This window comes from Afipia sp. GAS231 (genome assembly GCF_900103365.1).
In the GTDB taxonomy this organism is placed as follows: Bacteria; Pseudomonadota; Alphaproteobacteria; order Rhizobiales; family Xanthobacteraceae; genus Bradyrhizobium.
This window is the reverse complement of sequence record NZ_LT629703.1, coordinates 6,257,447-6,275,321: the sequence shown is the minus strand read 5'-3', so window position 1 is coordinate 6,275,321 and position 17,875 is coordinate 6,257,447. Positions and strand designations below refer to the sequence as shown.

At 64.0% G+C, this 17,875-nt stretch carries 10 protein-coding genes; 2 read left to right on the top strand and 8 right to left on the bottom strand.

Annotation, left to right across the window (positions count from 1 at the left end; genetic code table 11):
* Window positions 1-98: 98 nt before the first annotated feature.
* Complete coding sequence (locus BLS26_RS29555) at window positions 99-1,232, top strand: nitronate monooxygenase (protein WP_092516022.1); 1,134 nt, start codon at window positions 99-101, stop codon at window positions 1,230-1,232.
* Between the two features lie 146 nt (window positions 1,233-1,378).
* On the top strand, window positions 1,379-2,893 hold the full coding sequence (locus BLS26_RS29550) for an acetyl-CoA acetyltransferase (RefSeq protein ID WP_092516021.1): 1,515 nt from the start codon (window positions 1,379-1,381) through the stop codon (window positions 2,891-2,893).
* 152 nt (window positions 2,894-3,045) lie between these two features.
* On the opposite strand, the gene BLS26_RS29545 is transcribed toward BLS26_RS29550, so the two are convergent.
* The 8 genes from BLS26_RS29545 to otnI form a co-directional block, all read right to left on the bottom strand.
* Window positions 3,046-4,245, bottom strand: coding sequence for an efflux RND transporter periplasmic adaptor subunit (locus BLS26_RS29545; RefSeq protein WP_092516020.1), 1,200 nt, complete (start codon window positions 4,243-4,245; stop codon window positions 3,046-3,048).
* On the bottom strand, window positions 4,232-7,414 hold the full coding sequence (locus BLS26_RS29540) for an efflux RND transporter permease subunit (RefSeq protein WP_092516019.1): 3,183 nt from the start codon (window positions 7,412-7,414) through the stop codon (window positions 4,232-4,234). Before BLS26_RS29540 ends, BLS26_RS29545 begins: the two co-directional genes overlap by 14 nt.
* Window positions 7,415-7,633: 219 nt before the next feature.
* Window positions 7,634-9,337, bottom strand: coding sequence for a methyl-accepting chemotaxis protein (locus BLS26_RS29535; protein ID WP_092516018.1), 1,704 nt, complete (start codon window positions 9,335-9,337; stop codon window positions 7,634-7,636).
* A 113-nt stretch (window positions 9,338-9,450) separates the two neighbouring features.
* The gene (locus BLS26_RS29530) at window positions 9,451-11,481 is read right to left on the bottom strand and encodes a methyl-accepting chemotaxis protein (protein ID WP_092516017.1); all 2,031 of its coding nucleotides are present in this window, start codon (window positions 11,479-11,481) and stop codon (window positions 9,451-9,453) included.
* Window positions 11,482-11,706: 225 nt separating this feature from the next.
* Window positions 11,707-13,737, bottom strand: coding sequence for a methyl-accepting chemotaxis protein (locus BLS26_RS29525; protein WP_092516016.1), 2,031 nt, complete (start codon window positions 13,735-13,737; stop codon window positions 11,707-11,709).
* Window positions 13,738-13,937: 200 nt separating this feature from the next.
* On the bottom strand, window positions 13,938-15,629 hold the full coding sequence (locus BLS26_RS29520) for a methyl-accepting chemotaxis protein (RefSeq protein WP_092516015.1): 1,692 nt from the start codon (window positions 15,627-15,629) through the stop codon (window positions 13,938-13,940).
* Window positions 15,630-15,807: 178 nt separating this feature from the next.
* Window positions 15,808-17,085 carry a 3-oxo-tetronate kinase gene (gene otnK / locus BLS26_RS29515; RefSeq protein WP_092516014.1) on the bottom strand — a complete coding sequence of 426 codons (1,278 nt, stop codon included), beginning with the start codon at window positions 17,083-17,085 and terminating at the stop codon, window positions 15,808-15,810.
* Complete coding sequence (gene otnI / locus BLS26_RS29510) at window positions 17,082-17,864, bottom strand: 2-oxo-tetronate isomerase (RefSeq protein ID WP_092516013.1); 783 nt, start codon at window positions 17,862-17,864, stop codon at window positions 17,082-17,084. Before otnI ends, otnK begins: the two co-directional genes overlap by 4 nt.
* Between the last annotated feature and the right edge of the window lie 11 nt (window positions 17,865-17,875).

Below are 17,875 nucleotides of genomic sequence, written 5' to 3'. Positions count from 1 at the left end.
TGGCTTTCGTAGCCCCGATGGGCTAGCGTCGGACCAACACCGCATATCAAAACCAAAATGAGCGGCTGCCAACGGCCGCCACAGGGAGTGATACCGCCATGAAATCGCCGATCTGCGACATGCTGGGAATTGAGTTCCCGCTGTTCGCCTTCAGCCACTGCCGCGACGTCGTTGCGGCCGTCAGCCGCGCTGGCGGCTTTGGCGTGCTGGGCGCCACCTCGCATTCCCCGGAATCGCTCGAGCAGGAACTGAAATGGATCGACGATCACTGCGACGGCAAGCCTTACGGGCTCGACGTGCTGATCCCGGAAAACATTTCGACATCAGGCGAAAAGGACGTCACCTGGAAGAGCCTGGAGGCGCGGATTTCGCCGCAGCATCGCGACTTCACCCGGAACCTGCTGAAGAAATACGGCATCGAACTGACGACGGCCAACGTCGCCGACAACCAGCCGCAACCGTTCGACGCGCAACGCGCGCTGGAACTGCTGGATGTTTCATTCCAGCATCCGATCAAGCTGATCGCCAATGCGCTGGGCGTGCCGCCGAAGGCGATGATCGACAAAGGCAGGAAGCACGGTGTTCCGGTCGCGGCTTTGGTCGGCGCCAAGGAACATGCGCTGCGCCAGGTCGCGGCCGGCGTCGATATTCTCGTGGTGCAGGGCACCGAGGCCGGCGGCCATTGCGGCGAGGTCTCGACCATGGTGCTGGTGCCCGAGGTGATCAAGGCGATCAAACCGATCCGCGACGTGCCGGTGCTGGCCGCCGGCGGCATCATGACAGGACGCCAGATGGCGGCCTGCATGGCGATGGGCGCCGCCGGCGCCTGGACCGGCTCGGTATGGCTCGCGACCGTCGAATCCGAAACCACCGAGATCTTCCGCGAGAAAATGATCGCGGCCTCCTCCCGCGATGCCATTCGCTCCAAGGGCCGCACCGGCAAGCCCGCGCGGCAGTTGCGCTCGGTGTGGACCGATGCCTGGGATCGCGGCCCCGACAGCCCCGGCGCGCTGCCGATGCCGCTGCAAAGCATCATCAGCCGCGACGCCTTCAACTCGATCGACCGTGCGGCGGCCGCCGGCAATGCGCAGGCGCGCGACCTCGTCAGTTATTTCGTCGGCCAGGGCGTCGGCCTGATCGACAGCGTGAAGTCGGCGGGCGCGGTGGTGCAGGAATTCAAGGAAGATTTTATCGAGGCGGTCGAGCACATGAACGCGTTGATGGAGGAGTGACGGCCTTCCCGTCATTCCGGGGCGATGCGAAGCATCGAACTACGATGCGCAATTGCGCATCTGAGAATCTCGAGATTCCGGGTCTGGTCCTTCGGACCATCCCGGAATGACCGGAATTAGATGACCCGAAAGCAAAGCAAGAAAAAATGTCAAACAACTCCCTCCCCGAAGACCGCATTCCCGTCATCGTCGGCGTCGGCGAAATCGTCGACCGGCCAGCGGATATCGCCGCCGGCCTCGAACCGCTCACGTTGCTCGAAGAGGCGGTGCGGCGCGCCGAAGCCGACAGTGGCGCCAAGCTGATCGGCGAGCTCGGCTCGCTCGACGTCGTCAATTTCCTGAGCTGGCGCTACCGCGATCCCGAAAAATTGCTCGCGGCGCGGCTTGGCGTCAGCCCTGCGCATAACTATTACGGCCCGGTCGGCGGCGAGAGCCCGATCCGCTACATTCACGAAGCAGCGAAGCGCATCGCGCGCGGCGAGTGCAGCGTGGCTGCCGTTTGCGGCGCCGAAGCGCAATCGACCGCGACCAAGGCCGAGCGCGGCGGCATCACGCTGCCGTGGACACCGTTCGCCAGCGACGTCGAGGAGCCAAAGCGCGGCGCCGTGTTCCAGAAGCCGATGGCGGTGAAGCTCGGCGTGTTCCGCCCCATTACGGTGTACCCGCTCTATGAGTCCGCGACCTCGGCGCATTGGGGCCAGACTCCACGCGAAGCGCTGGCGGAATCCGGCGCGCTGTGGTCGACCTATTCGCACGTGGCGTCAAAAAATCCGAACTCGTGGATGAAGAAAGCGCTGGCGCCGGATGAGATCACGACGGCGACGCCGGACAATCGCCTGATCGCGTGGCCCTACACCAAGCTGATGGTCGCCAATCCAACCGTCAACATGGGCGGCGCGGTGCTGCTGACCTCACTGGCGAAAGCCCGCGCGGCCGGCGTGCCCGAGGATCGCCTGGTCTATGTCTGGGGCGGCGCGTCGGCGGAAGAGCCGCGCGACTATCTGCTGCGCGACCAGTTCTACGAAAGCCATCCGCAGAATGCGGTGCTGAAGGCGGTGATGGATCTGGTCGAAGGAGACGGCAAGAAATTCGACGCCATCGAATTGTATAGCTGCTTTCCCTGCGTGCCGAAGATGGCGCGGCGGACACTCGGTCTCGGCCCCGACGTGCAGCCGACCGTGACCGGTGGGCTGACGTTCTTCGGCGCCCCGCTCAACACCTACATGACGCATGCCGCCTGCGCGATGGTGCGGCGCTTGCGCGAGCGCGGCAAGCTCGGCCTGCTCTACGGCCAGGGCGGCTTCGTCACCAAGCATCACGGCGTGGTGCTGTCGCGCGAGGCGCCGAAACAAGCGTTATCGCAGCACACCAGCGTGCAGGCCGAGGCCGACCGGGCCAAGGGTGCGGTGCCGGAATTCGTCACCGAGGCCGCGGGCAAGGGCAAGGCCGAGAGCTTTACCGTGATCTACAAGGGCAAGGGCGAAGTCGAGCACGGCGTGGTGATGCTGCGCACGGAGCAAAATGCCCGCGCGCTGGCGCGCGTGCCCGCCAATGATGCCGCGACGTTGGCACATTTGCTGAACATGGACCGCACGCCGGTGGGGTCGCTGGGCCATGTGATGACGGCCGAGGACGGTGTACTGGAGTGGCGGGTGGGGTGAAGTAGGTTTCACCGTCATGGCCGGGCTTGACCCGGCCATCAACGTCTTTAGCCCGATGGAAAGAAAGTAAGCCGTGGATGGCCGGGTCATCTAGCGCGAAGACGCGCTTCGCGCTTTTGCCCGGCCATGACGAGGGATAGAGAACAGCGCCCCTACCCCTTCACGTCCTGCTTTTCCGAGGCCGTCGGTTTTCCCTTGGCGCCGGGGCCAACCACGCGGACCGGGTCGCCGTCGGCGAGGCCGTCCGGCGGCGCGGTGATGATGCGGTCGTCGACGGTGACGCCCGAGGCCAGTTCGATCTCCTTGCCGAGATCGCGGGCGATCGTCACGGTCTTGAACAACACCTTGTCGTCGGGACCGACGGTCGCGACCCGCAGGCCGTTCTGGTTGAAAATCAGCGCGCTGGAGGGAATGTGCAGCGGCACCGCGTCGCGCTGCAGGTTGAGCCGCACATTGGCGTAACCGCCCGGCATCAGTTCGCCCGCCGAATTGTCCAGCGCCAGCTGCATCCGCGTGGTGCCGGAGGAAATATCGACCGATTGCGACGAAGCTTCGACGGTCGCCGCAAAGGTCCGGTTCGGGTATTCCGGCATGGTCAGCGCGGCCTTGGCGCCGATCTTGATCGCGGGCACGTAGTTCTGCGGCACGTTGACATAGACGCGCAGCTTGGTGATGTCCGACACCACGAACATCGCCGGTCCCGCACCGCCGCCGGCATTGATCAGCGCGCCGACGTCGGTGTCGCGCGCGGTGACGACGCCGTCGAACGGCACCGTGATCTTCTTGTAACCGGCGAGCGCTTCCAGCCGCTCGACATTGGCCTGGCCGGAATTGACGGCGGCCAGCTTGTTGGCGAGGTCGGCGGTGCGCTCGTCGATTTCCTGGGCCGAAACGAAATTCGAGGCGACCAGCGTCTTGCGCCGGTTCAGCGTGGCTTCCGACAGCCGCGCACTCGACTGCTGGCTGACGAGATCGGCTCTGGCCTGCAGCAATTGCTGGTCGAGGTCCGGCGCCTCGATCTCGGCGATCACTTGGCCGGCCTTGACCTGGGCGCCGATATCGGCGCTCCAGCTTTTCAGGTAGCCAGAGACGCGGGCCAGGATCGGCGCCCGCGAATAGGCCTCCAGCCGGCCCGGCAGATCGAGAGTGGGAGTGAGCGCCCGGCCGCTCGGCGGCGCCACGGCGACCGTCGGAACCGCCTGGTTGTCGGTCCATTCCTTCAGCTTGGAACTCGAATCCTCGCGCGCCCGGATACCGGTGGCGACGATCAGCCCGGCCCCGACCACCGCCACCACGCCGAATATGCCCAGTTTCCGGTGCGAGACCGGCGGGCGCTGTTCAGTGGGCGGCATGCGGAATCTCCGATGAGGCGGCGGCTTTGGCGCCTTGCTTCTTGTGTACCATACTAAATACCACGGGAACAAACATCAGGGTCGCGATCGTCGCGAAGATCAATCCGCCGATCACGGCGCGTCCGAGCGGGGCGTTCTGCTCGCCGCCCTCGCCGAGGCCCAGCGCCATCGGCGCCATGCCGATGATCATCGCCAGCGCCGTCATCAGCACCGGCCGGAAGCGGACGAAACCGGCCTCCAGCGCTGCAGCGATGGGATCGCCGAGCTCTTCATAACGCTCGCGGGCGAAGCTGATCACCAGCACGCTGTTGGCGGTCGCCACACCCATGCACATGATGGCGCCGGTCAGCGCCGGCACCGACAGCGTGGTCTGGGTGGTGAACAACATCCAGACGATCCCGGCGAGCGCGGCCGGCAACGCGGTGATGATCACGAACGGGTCGGACCAGGACTGGAAGTTCACCACGATCAGGAAATAGATCAGCACCACCGCGGCCAACAGCCCGAACAGCAGGCCGGAGAATGCGCTGTTCATGGTCTGCACCTGGCCGAGCAGCACTACCGACGAGCCCTTCGGCACGTCCTTGGCCGTATCCGCCATCAGCGCCCTGACGTCGGCGGCGACCGCGCCGAGGTCGCGGCCCTGCGGGGTGGCGTAGATCTGCACCATCGACTGGATGTCGTATTGCGAGACCACGGCGCTCGAGGTCGCGCGCTTGACGTCGGCGATGCCGCCAAGGATCGGCGATTGCGGGTTGCCGGTCGCCGTGATCGGCAGCGCCTGCAGCGCGCTCAGCGAGTCGATCTGGTATTGCGGCGTCTGCATCACGATCGAATAGGAAACGCCGTTGTCCGGGTTGAGGTAGTAGGTCGGCGCGACCTGCGAACTGCCGGCGAGGTTGACGACGAGGCTGTTGGTGACGTCGCGTTCGGTCAGTCCGACATATTGCGCGCGCGTCCGGTCGACGTCGATGTTGAAGGTCGGGTTGTTGGGCGACTGCTGGATCCGCGCGTCCGCGATACCGGGAATTTTGCGGATCCGGCTCAGCAATTTGTTGGCGTAGGCGAAATTCGCTTCGACGTTGGCGCCGCGGACCTGCAGGTCGATTGGCGCCGGCGCGCCGAAATTCAGGATTTGGCTGACGATGTCGGCCGGCAGGAACGAAAAGCTCAAACCTGGAAACAGCCGGGGCAACTGCTCGCGCAGCACCTGGACATAGTCCGCCGTCGGCTTGTGGCCTTCCCGGAGCTTGACCTGGACGTCGGCATCCTGCGGGCCGATCACGCCGGTGTTGTTGTAGGTCATGTTGATGCCCGATATCGGCATGCCGATATTGTCGGCGAGGGTTTCGATCTCACCGGGCGGAATGATCTTGCGGATCGCCTTCTGCACGTCGGCGAGCTGGTTGGCGGTTTCCTCGACGCGGGTGCCGACCTGGGTGCGGACGTGCATCAGGATGTTGCCGGCATCGACCGCGGGAAAGAAGTTGCGGCCGAGAAACGGCACCAGCAGGAACGACAGCGCGACCACGGTAAGAAAGCCGGTCACGAACAGCGGCCGCCGCGAAAGCGCCATCGACAGAATATCATGGTAACCGGCGCGGATCCGCTCGAAGCGGGCCTCGAAGCCGCGCTGAAAACGCAGCAGCGGATTGCGCGTCGGCGGCGGTCCGCCCTCATGATGCACATGCGGCTGCAACAGATATTTCGCCATCGTCGGCACCAGCGTGCGCGACAGGATGAACGACCAGATCATCGCAAACATCACGGCTTCGGCCATCGGCACGAACAGGAAGCGCGCCACGCCGGTCAGGAAGAACATCGGCACGAATACGATGCAGATGCACAACAGCGAGACGAAAGCCGGCGTCACGATCTGGTTGGCGCCGTCCATGATCGACTGCTCGACCGGCTTGCCCTGCTCCAGATGGTAGTTGATGTTCTCGATGGTGACGGTGGCGTCGTCGACGAGAATGCCGACCGCGAGCGCCAGCCCGCCGAGCGTCATGATGTTGAGGGTCTCGCCGATCGCCGACAGCAGGATGATCGCGCCCAGCACCGACAGCGGGATCGAGACCGCGATGATGACGGTGGAGCGCCAGCTGCCGAGAAACAGCAGGATCATCACGCTGGTCAGAAGTGCTGCGATAACGCCTTCGGTGGCGACGCCCTCGATGGCGCCGCGAACGAATACCGACTGGTCGCCGATGAAGCCGATTTTCAGCGCGTCGGGCAGCGAGTCCTTGACGTCGATCACCTTCTGCTTGATGCCGGCGATGATATCGAGCGTCGAGGTCGCGCCCGCCTTCAGCACCATCATCAGCACCGAACGGTTGCCGTCGACATGCACGATATTGGTCTGCGGCGGATTGCCGTCGCGCACGGTGGCAGCGTCACGGACATAGACCATGGCGCCGTTGACGGCCTTGATCGGCAATCCGCCGAGGTCTTCCATCTTCAGCGGCGAGTTGTTGAGCTGAATGGTGTATTCGAACTGGCCGATCTTTTGGGTTCCGACCGGCGTGATCAGGTTCTGCGCCGCCAGCGCGTTGGCGACATCCTGCCCGGACAGGCCGCGGGCCTGCAGTGCGGTCGAATCGAGATCGATCTGGACCTGGCGCTGCTTGCCGCCGAACGGATAGGGAATGGCGGCGCCGGGCACCGTGACCAGCGGCGTGCGCAACTGGTTGATGCCGATGTCGGCGAGGTTCTGTTCGGTGAGGCCCTCGCCCGACAGCGCGACCTGGATGATCGGCACCGTGGACGCGCTGTAGTTCAAAATCAGCGGTGGCGTCGCGCCGGGCGGCATCTGCTTGATCAGGGTCTGCGAGATCGCCGTCACCTGGGCGTTGGCGGTGCGGATATCGACATTCGGCTGGAAGAAGATCTTGATGATGCCGAAGCCGTTATAGGAATTGGCGACGATATGCTCGATGTCGTTGACGGTGGTGGTCAGCGCGCGCTGGAACGGCGTGGTAATGCGTCCCGACATCTGGTCCGGCGGCAGGCCGGTATACTGCCAGACCACCCCGATCACGGGGATCCGGATGTCCGGAAAAATGTCGGTGGGCGTACGCAACGCGGCCAGCGGGCCGATGATCAGGAGCAGCAGCGCCAGCACGACAAAGGTATAGGGCCGGCTCAGCGCAATACGTACCAGTGCGATCATAGAAGAAGTGTTCCCGGAGCCCGCCGCAGGACAGGAATCGGCGCTGCGGGGCCAATTCGTTCGGCCTGATTTAGCCGAAACCCGGCCCACAGGCCAAGAGCAGGCGGCGCAGGTGCCCTTCACTTCCCTGGCATAGCTGCCTCGGGGCGGGCCAGCTCCGGGCAAACGAAAGCCCGGCCGTCCGTGACGACCGGGCTTTGGATCGGCGTCCGCCGCGTATCAGGCCGCCCGGACCGAATTCAGGAACTTGCCGACCTCGAGCTTGAGGCGGTTGCTATCGCCGGACAGCGATTGGGCCGCAGAGAGCACCTGCGTGGACGCCGAGCCGGTCTCGGTGGCGCCGCGCTGTACGTCGGCAATGTTGGAGGAGACCTGCTGGGTGCCCTGGGCTGCCTGCTGCACGTTGCGAGAAATCTCCTGCGTCGCCGCCCCCTGCTCTTCCACAGCGGCGGCAATGGTCGAGGATATTTCCGACAGCCTCTCGATGGTGCCGCTGATCTCCCTGATCGCGTCAACCGATTGCTGGGTCGCGGCCTGGATGCCTGAAATCTGCTGGCCGATCTCACCGGTGGCTTTCGCGGTCTGTTCGGCCAACGCCTTCACTTCCGACGCGACGACGGCAAAACCGCGGCCGGCTTCGCCCGCGCGCGCGGCCTCGATGGTGGCGTTGAGCGCCAAGAGGTTGGTCTGGCCGGCGATGGTGTTGATCAACTCGACGACGTCGCCGATGCGGCTGGCGGCCTTCGAGAGTTCGCTCACACGATCGTTGGTGGTGCGGGCCTGGTCGACAGCTTCATTGGCCATCCGCGCCGATTGCTGCACCTGACGGCTGATCTCGTTGACGGAAGACGACATCTCCTCGGTCGCCGAGGCCACCGACTGCACGTTGGTCGAGGCTTCCTCGGAGGCCGCCGCAACGGTGGTCGCGAGTTCCTCGGCGCGTTCCGCCGTCGAGGTGAGCGTACCGGCGGAGAGTTCGAGCTGGGTCGATGCCGACGACACCGCTTCGACGATCTGGCCTACCGCGGCCTCGAAATCATCGGCCATCCTGTTCATGTCCGCCTTGCGGCCCGCGACGACGCGGGTCTCCGCCTCCCGCTGCTCGCCCTCGAGAGCCTGACGGGCAATGGCATTGCTCTTGAACACCTCGACCGCCTTGGCCATCTCGCCGACTTCGTCACTGCGTCCCACACCCGGCACTTCAACGTCGAGGTTGCCGCTCGCGAGGTCGTTCATCGTCACGGTCATGCGCTGCAGCGGCGCCGTGATGCGCCTGGCGACGAAGATCGAGACCGCGAGCGTGAACAGCAGGATCAATCCGGCGAAGATCAGGGAACGCTGGGTCGAAACCCAGGTCTGCGCCTTGAGGTCGTCGATGTAGACACCGGTGCCGATCACCCAGTTCCAGGGCGCAAAGCCGACCACATAGGACAGTTTCGGCTGCGGCTTGTCGAAACCCGGCTTGGGCCACTCATAGGGGACAAAGCCGGCGCCGTCTTTTTTGACGGTCTCGACGAAATCGACGAACAGGAACTTGCCGTTCGGATCCTTGTAGTTCGAGAGGTCGTTGCCGACCATTTCCGGCTTGATCGGATGCATGACCATGCGCGGAAGCATGTCGTTGATCCAGAAATAATCGTTGCTGCCATATCGCAGCGCCGCGAGCCGGGCCATCGCCCGCTTCTGCGCGTCGGCCGGGGCAATCTCACCCTTCTGCGCGGCGGCATGCTCTTCCTTGACGATGCCGAGCGCCAGCTCGCCGAGGTGCTTCAGTTCGATCTGCTTTTGCTGGTTGAGGCTAGATGCCAGTTCGCGCGAGTCGAGTACTGCGATGCCAAGCAGGCCGACGAAGCTGAGGCTGATAAGGGCATAAATCTTCCGGCCAACCGTCAGCTTCGGCCAATGTTTCACTGCAAACGACATTCTCGATCTCCATGCGGTCGCGATGGCTGGCCGGTTCCGCCGCACGGAATAGTAGGGGTCGGGCGCTCGCTTCCCGTTAATGCATACTCCGTAGATATACCTAGTTTTTTACCTTACGCCGCCCGAACCGAATTGAGGAACTTGCCAACCTCGAGCTTGAGGCGGTTGCTATCGCCCGACAGCGACTGCGCCGCCGACAACACTTGCGAGGAAGCCGAGCCGGTCTCCGAGGCGCCGCGCTGCACGTCGGTGATGTTGGAAGAGACCTGCTGAGTGCCCTGGGCCGCCTGCTGCACGTTGCGAGAGATCTCCTGCGTCGCCGCGCCCTGCTCTTCTACGGCAGCCGCGATGGTCGAGGAAATCTCCGACAGCTTTTCGATGGTGCTGCTGATCTCCTTGATCGCGCTGACCGAGTCCTGGGTCGCCGCCTGGATGCCCGAAATCTGCTGGCCGATCTCGCCGGTCGCCTTCGAGGTCTGCTCGGCGAGTGCCTTTACTTCCGACGCCACGACCGCAAAACCGCGGCCGGCATCGCCGGCGCGCGCGGCTTCGATGGTGGCGTTGAGCGCCAGCAGGTTGGTCTGCTCGGCGATGGTATTGATCAGTTCGACCACGTCGCCGATGCGGCTCGCCGCCTTCGACAATTCGCTGACGCGATCGTTGGTGGCGCGCGCCTGTCCAACCGCTTCGTTGGCCATCCGCGCCGATTCCTGCACCTGGCGGCTGATCTCGTTGACGGACGACGCCATCTCCTCGGTCGCCGACGCCACCGACTGCACGTTGGTGGAGGCCTCCTCAGAAGCCGCCGCCACCATGGTCGTCAGTTGCTGGGCCCGTTCGGCGGTCGACGTCAGCGTGCCGGCGGAGGCTTCGAGTTCGGTCGACGCCGACGAGACGGTCTCGACGATCTCGCCGACTGCGCCCTCGAAATCGTCGGCGAGCTTGATCATCTCGGCCTTGCGCTGCTCCGCCGCGACCTGGTCCTGCCTGATCTTGGCTTCGGCTTCATCGCGGGCCTTCCGCTCGGCATTCTCCCGGATAACGACGACCGTCTTGGCAAGGTCGCCGATTTCATCGCCCCGGCCGGCGCCGGGGATCACGACATCGAGGTTGCCGCCGGCCATCTCGCCCAGCGCCCCGTTGAGGCGCGTCATCGGGCGTGCGATGCCGAGGAAGGAGAAGGCCATCGATGCGATCAGCGACCCGATGACGATAATGGTCATGACCAGGTTGATGCGGTTGCCCTGCCCCATCTCCGCCGTCACCTCTTCCCGGGAATTCTTCGAATTCTTCTGCGCGACGTCCACGACCAGCTCCATCAGGTCGGCGGCATCCGAAACCGCCTTCGTGGTGCGATTGGCGACGATGTCGCTCTTCAATTGTTCGGTCTTGATGACGTCTTCATTGGCGGCCAGGAAGCGCTTGACGACGGAGGACAGCGAACTGATCACGGTCAGCAGATCGCGATCGTCGGCCTCACCGCGCAGCTTGTTGAAAACGTCCTTCAGCGAGGCCTCGGTCTTCGTCATCGCCGCGATCATGCTGGTATCGCCGGTGGCTCCGAGCCGCCAGACCATGGCCCGCAAGGAATTCACCTTCGCGTCGGCCTGATACAGCAGCCTTTCGATCTCACCGCGATTGTCCAGCTTGGCCAGCGCCGGCGAAGTCAGTTCGGCCTCGAGCGCCTTGGTCCATTCGGCCGATATCGCCTGGCGCTTGTCGATCTGCGCGAGCAGCGTGGTTTGCGCCTGCGCCAGCTCTTCCACCGCCGCAGCAAAACCCTCCATCACGGACTTGATCTTCTGTATCCGTTCTTTGGTCTCCGGCTTCTGCGCCGTCGCCAGTGCGATTTCCAGTTGCTTCACTTCGGATGCCTTGAACCGCTGCAGCTCGGCGACCGTCTTTTCGACGTCGGCAGCCGTCCGCGCCAATCTGATGTCGCGGGCGGTGAGCTGCACCTTACGCAGGTCGAGATGCGCCGCGAGCGAGCTGTCGGCCACTCGCTGCGACCGGCCCGCGCGCTCGGTGCTGTCGGTTACTGTGGCTTCCGTCATCATCTGGTTGGCTGCCATGCCGATCGCCAGCACGACGCCGATCGCGCCAGCCAGTCCCAGCTTGTACCCGATACGATTGAGCTTGCTCATGTCCGTGCCCCACACTTCCCCGGAAAACGGCCATTTGCGACGGCAAGTGAAAGCCGGCGATCAGCGCGCGGATTGAGAGGATATCGGGCTTCGGATCAGGTCTGGTTAATTTTGGTTCAGTGGAACTACTGAACACTTATTCCGATTCCGCGGCAAAAGTTCGCGCACCACGCGAAAAAGCCCGGCTCCTCAGGGGCCGGGCCGTTGTCTGTCGTCCGGCGGTCGTCAGGCTGCCCGGACCGAGTCCAGGAACTTGCCGACTTCGAGCTTGAGGCGGTTGCTGTCGCCCGACAGCGACTGCGCAGCCGAAAGCACCTGCGAGGAAGCCGAGCCGGTCTCAGAGGCGCCGCGCTGCACGTCGGTGATGTTGGCGGAGACCTGCTGGGTACCTTGCGCCGCCTGCTGCACGTTGCGGGAAATCTCCTGCGTCGCGGCACCCTGCTCTTCCACGGCGGCTGCGATGGTCGAGGAGATCTCCGACAGCCGTTCGATGGTGCCGCTGATTTCCTTGATCGCGGTCACCGACTCCTGGGTCGCGGCCTGAATGCCGGTGATCTGCTGGCCGATTTCACCAGTCGCCTTCGCGGTCTGTTCGGCGAGGGCCTTCACTTCCGACGCCACGACCGCGAAGCCGCGACCGGCCTCACCGGCGCGCGCCGCCTCGATGGTGGCGTTGAGCGCCAGGAGGTTGGTCTGGCCGGCGATGGTGTTGATCAGTTCGACGACGTCGCCGATGCGGCTTGCCGCCTTCGACAGTTCGCTGACACGGTCGTTGGTGACGCGGGCCTGTCCGACGGCATCGGTCGCCATCCGCGCCGATTCCTGCACCTGGCGGCTGATCTCGTTGACCGAGGACGACAACTCTTCGGTCGCCGAGGCCACCGATTGCACGTTGGTGGAAGCTTCCTCGGAAGCGGCTGCCACCGCGGTGGTCAGCGTCTGCGAACGTTCGGCGGTTGCGCTCAAGGTCGACGCCGAAGCTTCGAGTTCGCTGGACGCCGACGACACCGTCTCGACAATCTTGCCGACCGCGCCTTCGAAATCATCGGCGAGCCGGATCATGTCCGCCTTGCGCCGTTGCGCCCCGATCTGGTCCTGCGTCGCCTTGGCTTCGGCTTCGTCGCGGGCTTTTTGCTCGGCATTTTCCCGGATGACGACGACCGTCTTGGCGAGATCGCCGATCTCGTCGCCGCGGTCGGCGCCGGGGATCACGACATCGAGCTTGCCGCCGGCCATCTCGCCCAGCGCCCCGTTGAGCCGCGTCATCGGACGCGCGATGCCGAGGAAGGAGAACACGACCGAGACGATCAGGGATATCATCACAATGATGGCCATCGCCATGCTGATCTGGCTCGCCCAGGCGATCTGGACCGCGGCTTCTTCCTTCGAGGCCTTGTTATTGGCCTGCGCGGTGGAAACCGCGGCTTCCATCAGATCGCCGGCCTCGTTGACGAATTTGAGCATGCGGTTCTGGACGATCTCCTCCTTCAGCGCTTCCGTCTTGACGGACTCGTCGTTGGCGGCCAGAAAGCGCCTGACGACGGAATCCAGCGCCCCGACCATCGCCTGGAATTCCTTGTCGTCGTCCCGTCCTTTGACCTGGTTCAGGATTTCTTCGAGTCCCGCCCGGGTTTGGCTGACCTGCTGCGGGATACCGGCCTCGCCGGTGGCGCCGAATCGCCAGAGCAGCGCCCGCAAGGTGCTCACCTTGGCGTCGGCCTGGTGCAGCAGGCTCTGCATGTCGGCGAAGTCGTCGAACCGGGCCAATATCTGCGAGTTCAGCGTCTTGCCGATCGCCTTGGTCCACTCGGCCGAGATACCGTTGCGCTTCTCGATCAGCGCCAGCAGGTTGCGTTGGGCGGTTGCGAGTTCCTCGATACCGGCGATGAAGCTCGTCATCAGCGACTGGATCTTCTGCAATCGCTCCCGGCTTTCCGGACGGAGTGCGGCGGCAAGGGCGGCATCGATATCAGCCGCTTCGGCCGTGGCGGCCTTGCGCATATCGGCAAGACTCTTGTCGATCTCCGCCGGCGTCCGTGCCAGCCTGAGGTTACGGCCGGCCAATTGGACCTGACGCACATCCGCTTGCGCGGCCAGCGCCCCTTCCGTAACGCGCTGGGCGCGATCGGCGCGGTCGTTCACGCCGGCGACGCTGGATTCCGTCAACATCTGGTTGGCGACCATGCCGATCGACAGCAACACGCCGACGGCACCGGCAAGACCGAGCTTGTATCCGATACGATTGAATTTGAGCATGCCGTCGCCCCTTGAAGCTTTTGAATTCGCGCAGACGAATCGCGCGACATGGTTGTCATTCGACCCCTACCGCGCACGTCCATAGATCAGGTTAATTTTGCTGCGGGAGGGACATGAGCCGCTCAAATTTTTGCAGGCTCACGAACGAAAAAGCCCGGCTCCTGTTCGGAGCCGGGCTTTCGTCTGTTATCGGCCGAGTGTCAGGCTGCCCGAACCGAATCCAGGAACTTGCCGACTTCGAGCTTGAGGCGGTTGCTGTCGCCCGACAGCGACTGCGCAGCCGAAAGCACCTGCGAGGAAGCCGAGCCGGTCTCAGAGGCGCCGCGCTGCACGTCGGTGATGTTGGCGGAGACCTGCTGGGTACCTTGCGCCGCCTGCTGCACGTTGCGGGAAATCTCCTGCGTCGCGGCACCCTGCTCTTCCACGGCGGCTGCGATGGTCGAGGAGATCTCCGACAGCCGTTCGATGGTGCCGCTGATTTCCTTGATCGCGGTCACCGAATCCTGGGTCGCGGCCTGGATACCGGTAATCTGCTGGCCGATTTCACCGGTCGCCTTCGCGGTCTGTTCGGCGAGGGCCTTCACTTCCGACGCCACGACCGCGAAGCCGCGACCGGCCTCACCGGCGCGCGCCGCCTCGATGGTGGCGTTGAGCGCCAGGAGGTTGGTCTGGCCGGCGATGGTGTTGATCAGTTCGACGACGTCGCCGATGCGGCTTGCCGCCTTCGACAGTTCGCTGACACGGTCGTTGGTGACGCGGGCCTGTCCGACGGCATCGGTCGCCATCCGCGCCGATTCCTGCACCTGGCGGCTGATCTCGTTGACCGAGGACGACAACTCTTCGGTCGCCGAGGCCACCGATTGCACGTTGGTGGAAGCTTCCTCGGAAGCGGCTGCCACCGCGGTGGTCAGCGTCTGCGAACGTTCGGCAGTCGCCGACAGCGTGCTGGCGGAAGCCTCCAACTGGGTCGAGGCCGACGAAACGGTCTGCACGATCTCGCCGATCATGGATTCGAAATTGCGGGTGATGCTGTCGACGCGGCGGCCGCGCTCGATCTTGGCTTCGGCGTCGGCGGCAGCGGCTTCGTCGGCGGCCTTCTTGGCGATCAGCGCCTGCTTGAATACCTGCAGCACGTCTGCCATCGCGCCGATTTCGGTCTTCTCGCCCTGATGCGGCACTTCCGCGCCGAGGTCGCCCTTGCCCAGCGCCTGCATCGGAGTGACGATCGAATTGATGCCGGTCGAGACGTCGCGAACCAGGTAGAAGCTCACGCCGATACCGATGATGACGGCTGCGCCGAGGATTACCGCAAGCATCATGAAGGCAGACGCATAATTGTCGGCGGCATCCCTGGCGGCGGCGTCGGCACCCTTGTTGTTGAGATCGATGTCTTTCCTCAGGATCTCGTCGGACTCGAGGCCGATCTTGTTCACGGTCTTGGAGTTGAGTTCATGAGCCTCGTGAGGGACCTTGCCGGCCTCCTTGCGCGACAGCGCCATGACTTCCTCGGTCCCCTTCTTGTACTCCGTCCACTTCTCGCCCCACTGGTTGTACAGCGCGCGCTCTTCCGCCGACGTGATCATCGGCTCGTAGGCCGCGCGGATCTTGGTGTTGCTCTCGACGACGGTCGCCAGGGTCTTTTCCGCCGCCTGCTTTTCCTCAAGCGTCTCGGCCAGCATGTGCTCGCGGATCACGTTGCGGTAGGTGATGACGCCGGCGCGCAATTCGCCCAGCACTTTGACGCTCGGCATCCAGTTGGTCACGATATCGACCGTGTTGGCGTTGATTGCCCGCATGTTCTTGACCGCGAGCAGGCCCATGCCGGTCATCGCGACCAGCAGGAAGGCAACGACGCTGATGATCTTGGTTCGAATCGAGTACTTGGCGAGCATGGCGGGGATTCTCTTGATCTTGGGCGGGGGCTGCCGATTGTGACGAGGCGGTGAAGGCGAATCGTGAGAAAGCCTTGCGGGTATCAAGCCCGACGCCTCCTCAGGTTGCGTTAATTTGTCGTTCCGTAAAATTACGGTACGCGACAGACCTCACCAGGGAATGAATGCAGCGAAGCGATCAGCGCATCAGCTTCAGCGCATCGGAGAAAAATTCCGCGCCACCGAAATTGCCTGATTTAAGTGCAAGCAACATCGCACCGTCTTTTGCGCCGACCGCGCGCAAAACCGGCACGCCTGCAGCGATTTCCGTGCCAACGAGGAAACCGGGAATACCCAAGCGATCGACGACAGCGCCTGAAGTTTCACCACCCGCGACCACCAATCGCCGCACGCCGGATCGCACCAGACCTTCGGCGATATCTGCCATCGCTTGCTCGATGGCATGTCCGGCTGCATCGCGGCCATGACGTGATTGCAGAGCTTGGACCTGATCCGGTGTCGAGCTGCTCGCGATCAGGACCGGACCTTTACCGATTCGCTCGCTCGCCCAGGCCAGCGCGCGCTTTGCTTCATCGGGCCCTGCGATGACCTGCTCGGGATCGAGATGCAGCACGGCCATGGTCTTTTCGGCGTTCGCAATCTGCTGCAGCGTCGCCTGCGAACAACTGCCCGCAAGGCATGCCGCCGGTCCGCCGATCGCCGATTCCGATTCCGCGGCCACCGCGTCCGATTTGACCTTGCCGGACGCGACCAGCGCCCGGGCAAGGCCAAGCCCGATGCCGGAAGCGCCGACCGACAGGTGATGATCGAGCGCGACGCCACCGATGGTCTCCAAGTCGCGGTCGAACACGGCGTCGATCACGGCGGCGCCAAAGCCCTTCGACACCAGATCGGCGAGGCGTCCGCGAACGGCATCGGCACTTCTCGCCAAAGTTGCAAGGTCAACGAGCCCGATCTTGGTCTTGCTCTGTCGCGCCAGCACCCGCACCAGGTTGGAATCGTGCATCGGGTTGAGCGGGTGGTCCTTCAGCGGGCTTTCGTTCAGCGGCACGCCGCCTACGAACAGATTGCCCATGTAGACGGTGCGGCCGGTTTCCGGGAAAGCCGGCGTTACCAGCACGATCGCGTCGCCGGAATCAGCGCGCAGTGCATCCATCACCGGGCCGATATTGCCGGCATCGGTGGAATCGAAGGTCGAGCAGATCTTGAACAGGACATGGCCGGCGCCGCGCCCGCGCAGCCATTTTTCGGCCGCCCGCGACCGCGTCACGGCCAGATTAGCCTCGATCGAGCGGCTCTTGAGCGACACCACGACGGCATCGACCTCAGGCAACGTCAGATCGTCCGCGGGCACGCCGATGGTCTGCACCGTGCGCAGGCCCTGGCGGGTCAGCGTGTTGGCGAGGTCGGAGGCGCCGGTGTAGTCGTCGGCGATGCAGCCAAGAGACAGTTTCACGGTTTCACTCCGGCATAGGACTTGAACCAGCCGAGGCCGTCGGTGGTTTTTCCGCGCGGATTGTATTCGCAGCCGACGAAGCCGCCATAGCCGAGCCGATCGAGCTCGGCGAACAGGAAGGGATAGTTCAGTTCCTCGCCGTCGGGCTCGTTGCGCGAGGGAATGCTGGCGATCTGGATATGGCCGATGATCGGCATCATCTCGCGCAGCCGCATGGTGACGTCGCCATGAATGATCTGGCAGTGATAGATGTCGAACTGCAGCTTCAGGTTCGGAATTTTCAGCTCAACGATCAGATCGCGGGCGAAAAGAAAGTCGTTGAGGAAATATCCGGGCACATTGCGCGGGTTGATCGGCTCGATCACGACGTCGAGGCCGTGGGGCGCGAAGAACTCCGCTGCCACCGCCACCGATCTGTAAAACGCCTCGACCGCTTTGGAATCGCTGCGATTGGCGATGCCCGCCATCAGATGCACGCGCTTGACGCCGGTCGCCTTGGCGTAAGGCAACGCCGTCTCGAGGCTCTTCTTCAGATCGTCGAAGCGCGCAGGCAGCGCGGCAAAACCTTTCTCGCCCGCTTCCCAGTTGCCCGGCGGCAGGTTGAACAGCGCCTGCGTCAGGCCGTTGCGATGCAGCCGCTCGCCGACGGCGTCGGCCGGATGATCGTAGGGAAACAGGAATTCGACGGCCGTGAAACCGGCTTTCGCCGCGGCATCAAAACGGTCGAGGAACGGGACCTCGTTGAACATCATGGAGAGGTTGGCGGCAAAACGGGGCATCGAATGTCCTC

What these genes read in the sequence shown, in the direction of transcription:
- BLS26_RS29530 (WP_092516017.1), bottom strand. Translation starts at nt 11,481, where the DNA reads ATGAGCAAGCTCAATCGTATCGGGTACAAGCTGGGACTGGCTGGCGCG.
- BLS26_RS29550 (WP_092516021.1), top strand. Translation starts at nt 1,379, where the DNA reads ATGTCAAACAACTCCCTCCCCGAAGACCGCATTCCCGTCATCGTCGGC.
- BLS26_RS29520 (WP_092516015.1), bottom strand. Translation starts at nt 15,629, where the DNA reads ATGCTCGCCAAGTACTCGATTCGAACCAAGATCATCAGCGTCGTTGCC.
- BLS26_RS29545 (WP_092516020.1), bottom strand. Translation starts at nt 4,245, where the DNA reads ATGCCGCCCACTGAACAGCGCCCGCCGGTCTCGCACCGGAAACTGGGC.
- BLS26_RS29535 (WP_092516018.1), bottom strand. Translation starts at nt 9,337, where the DNA reads ATGTCGTTTGCAGTGAAACATTGGCCGAAGCTGACGGTTGGCCGGAAG.
- BLS26_RS29540 (WP_092516019.1), bottom strand. Translation starts at nt 7,414, where the DNA reads ATGATCGCACTGGTACGTATTGCGCTGAGCCGGCCCTATACCTTTGTC.
- BLS26_RS29555 (WP_092516022.1), top strand. Translation starts at nt 99, where the DNA reads ATGAAATCGCCGATCTGCGACATGCTGGGAATTGAGTTCCCGCTGTTC.
- BLS26_RS29525 (WP_092516016.1), bottom strand. Translation starts at nt 13,737, where the DNA reads ATGCTCAAATTCAATCGTATCGGATACAAGCTCGGTCTTGCCGGTGCC.
- otnI (WP_092516013.1), bottom strand. Translation starts at nt 17,864, where the DNA reads ATGCCCCGTTTTGCCGCCAACCTCTCCATGATGTTCAACGAGGTCCCG.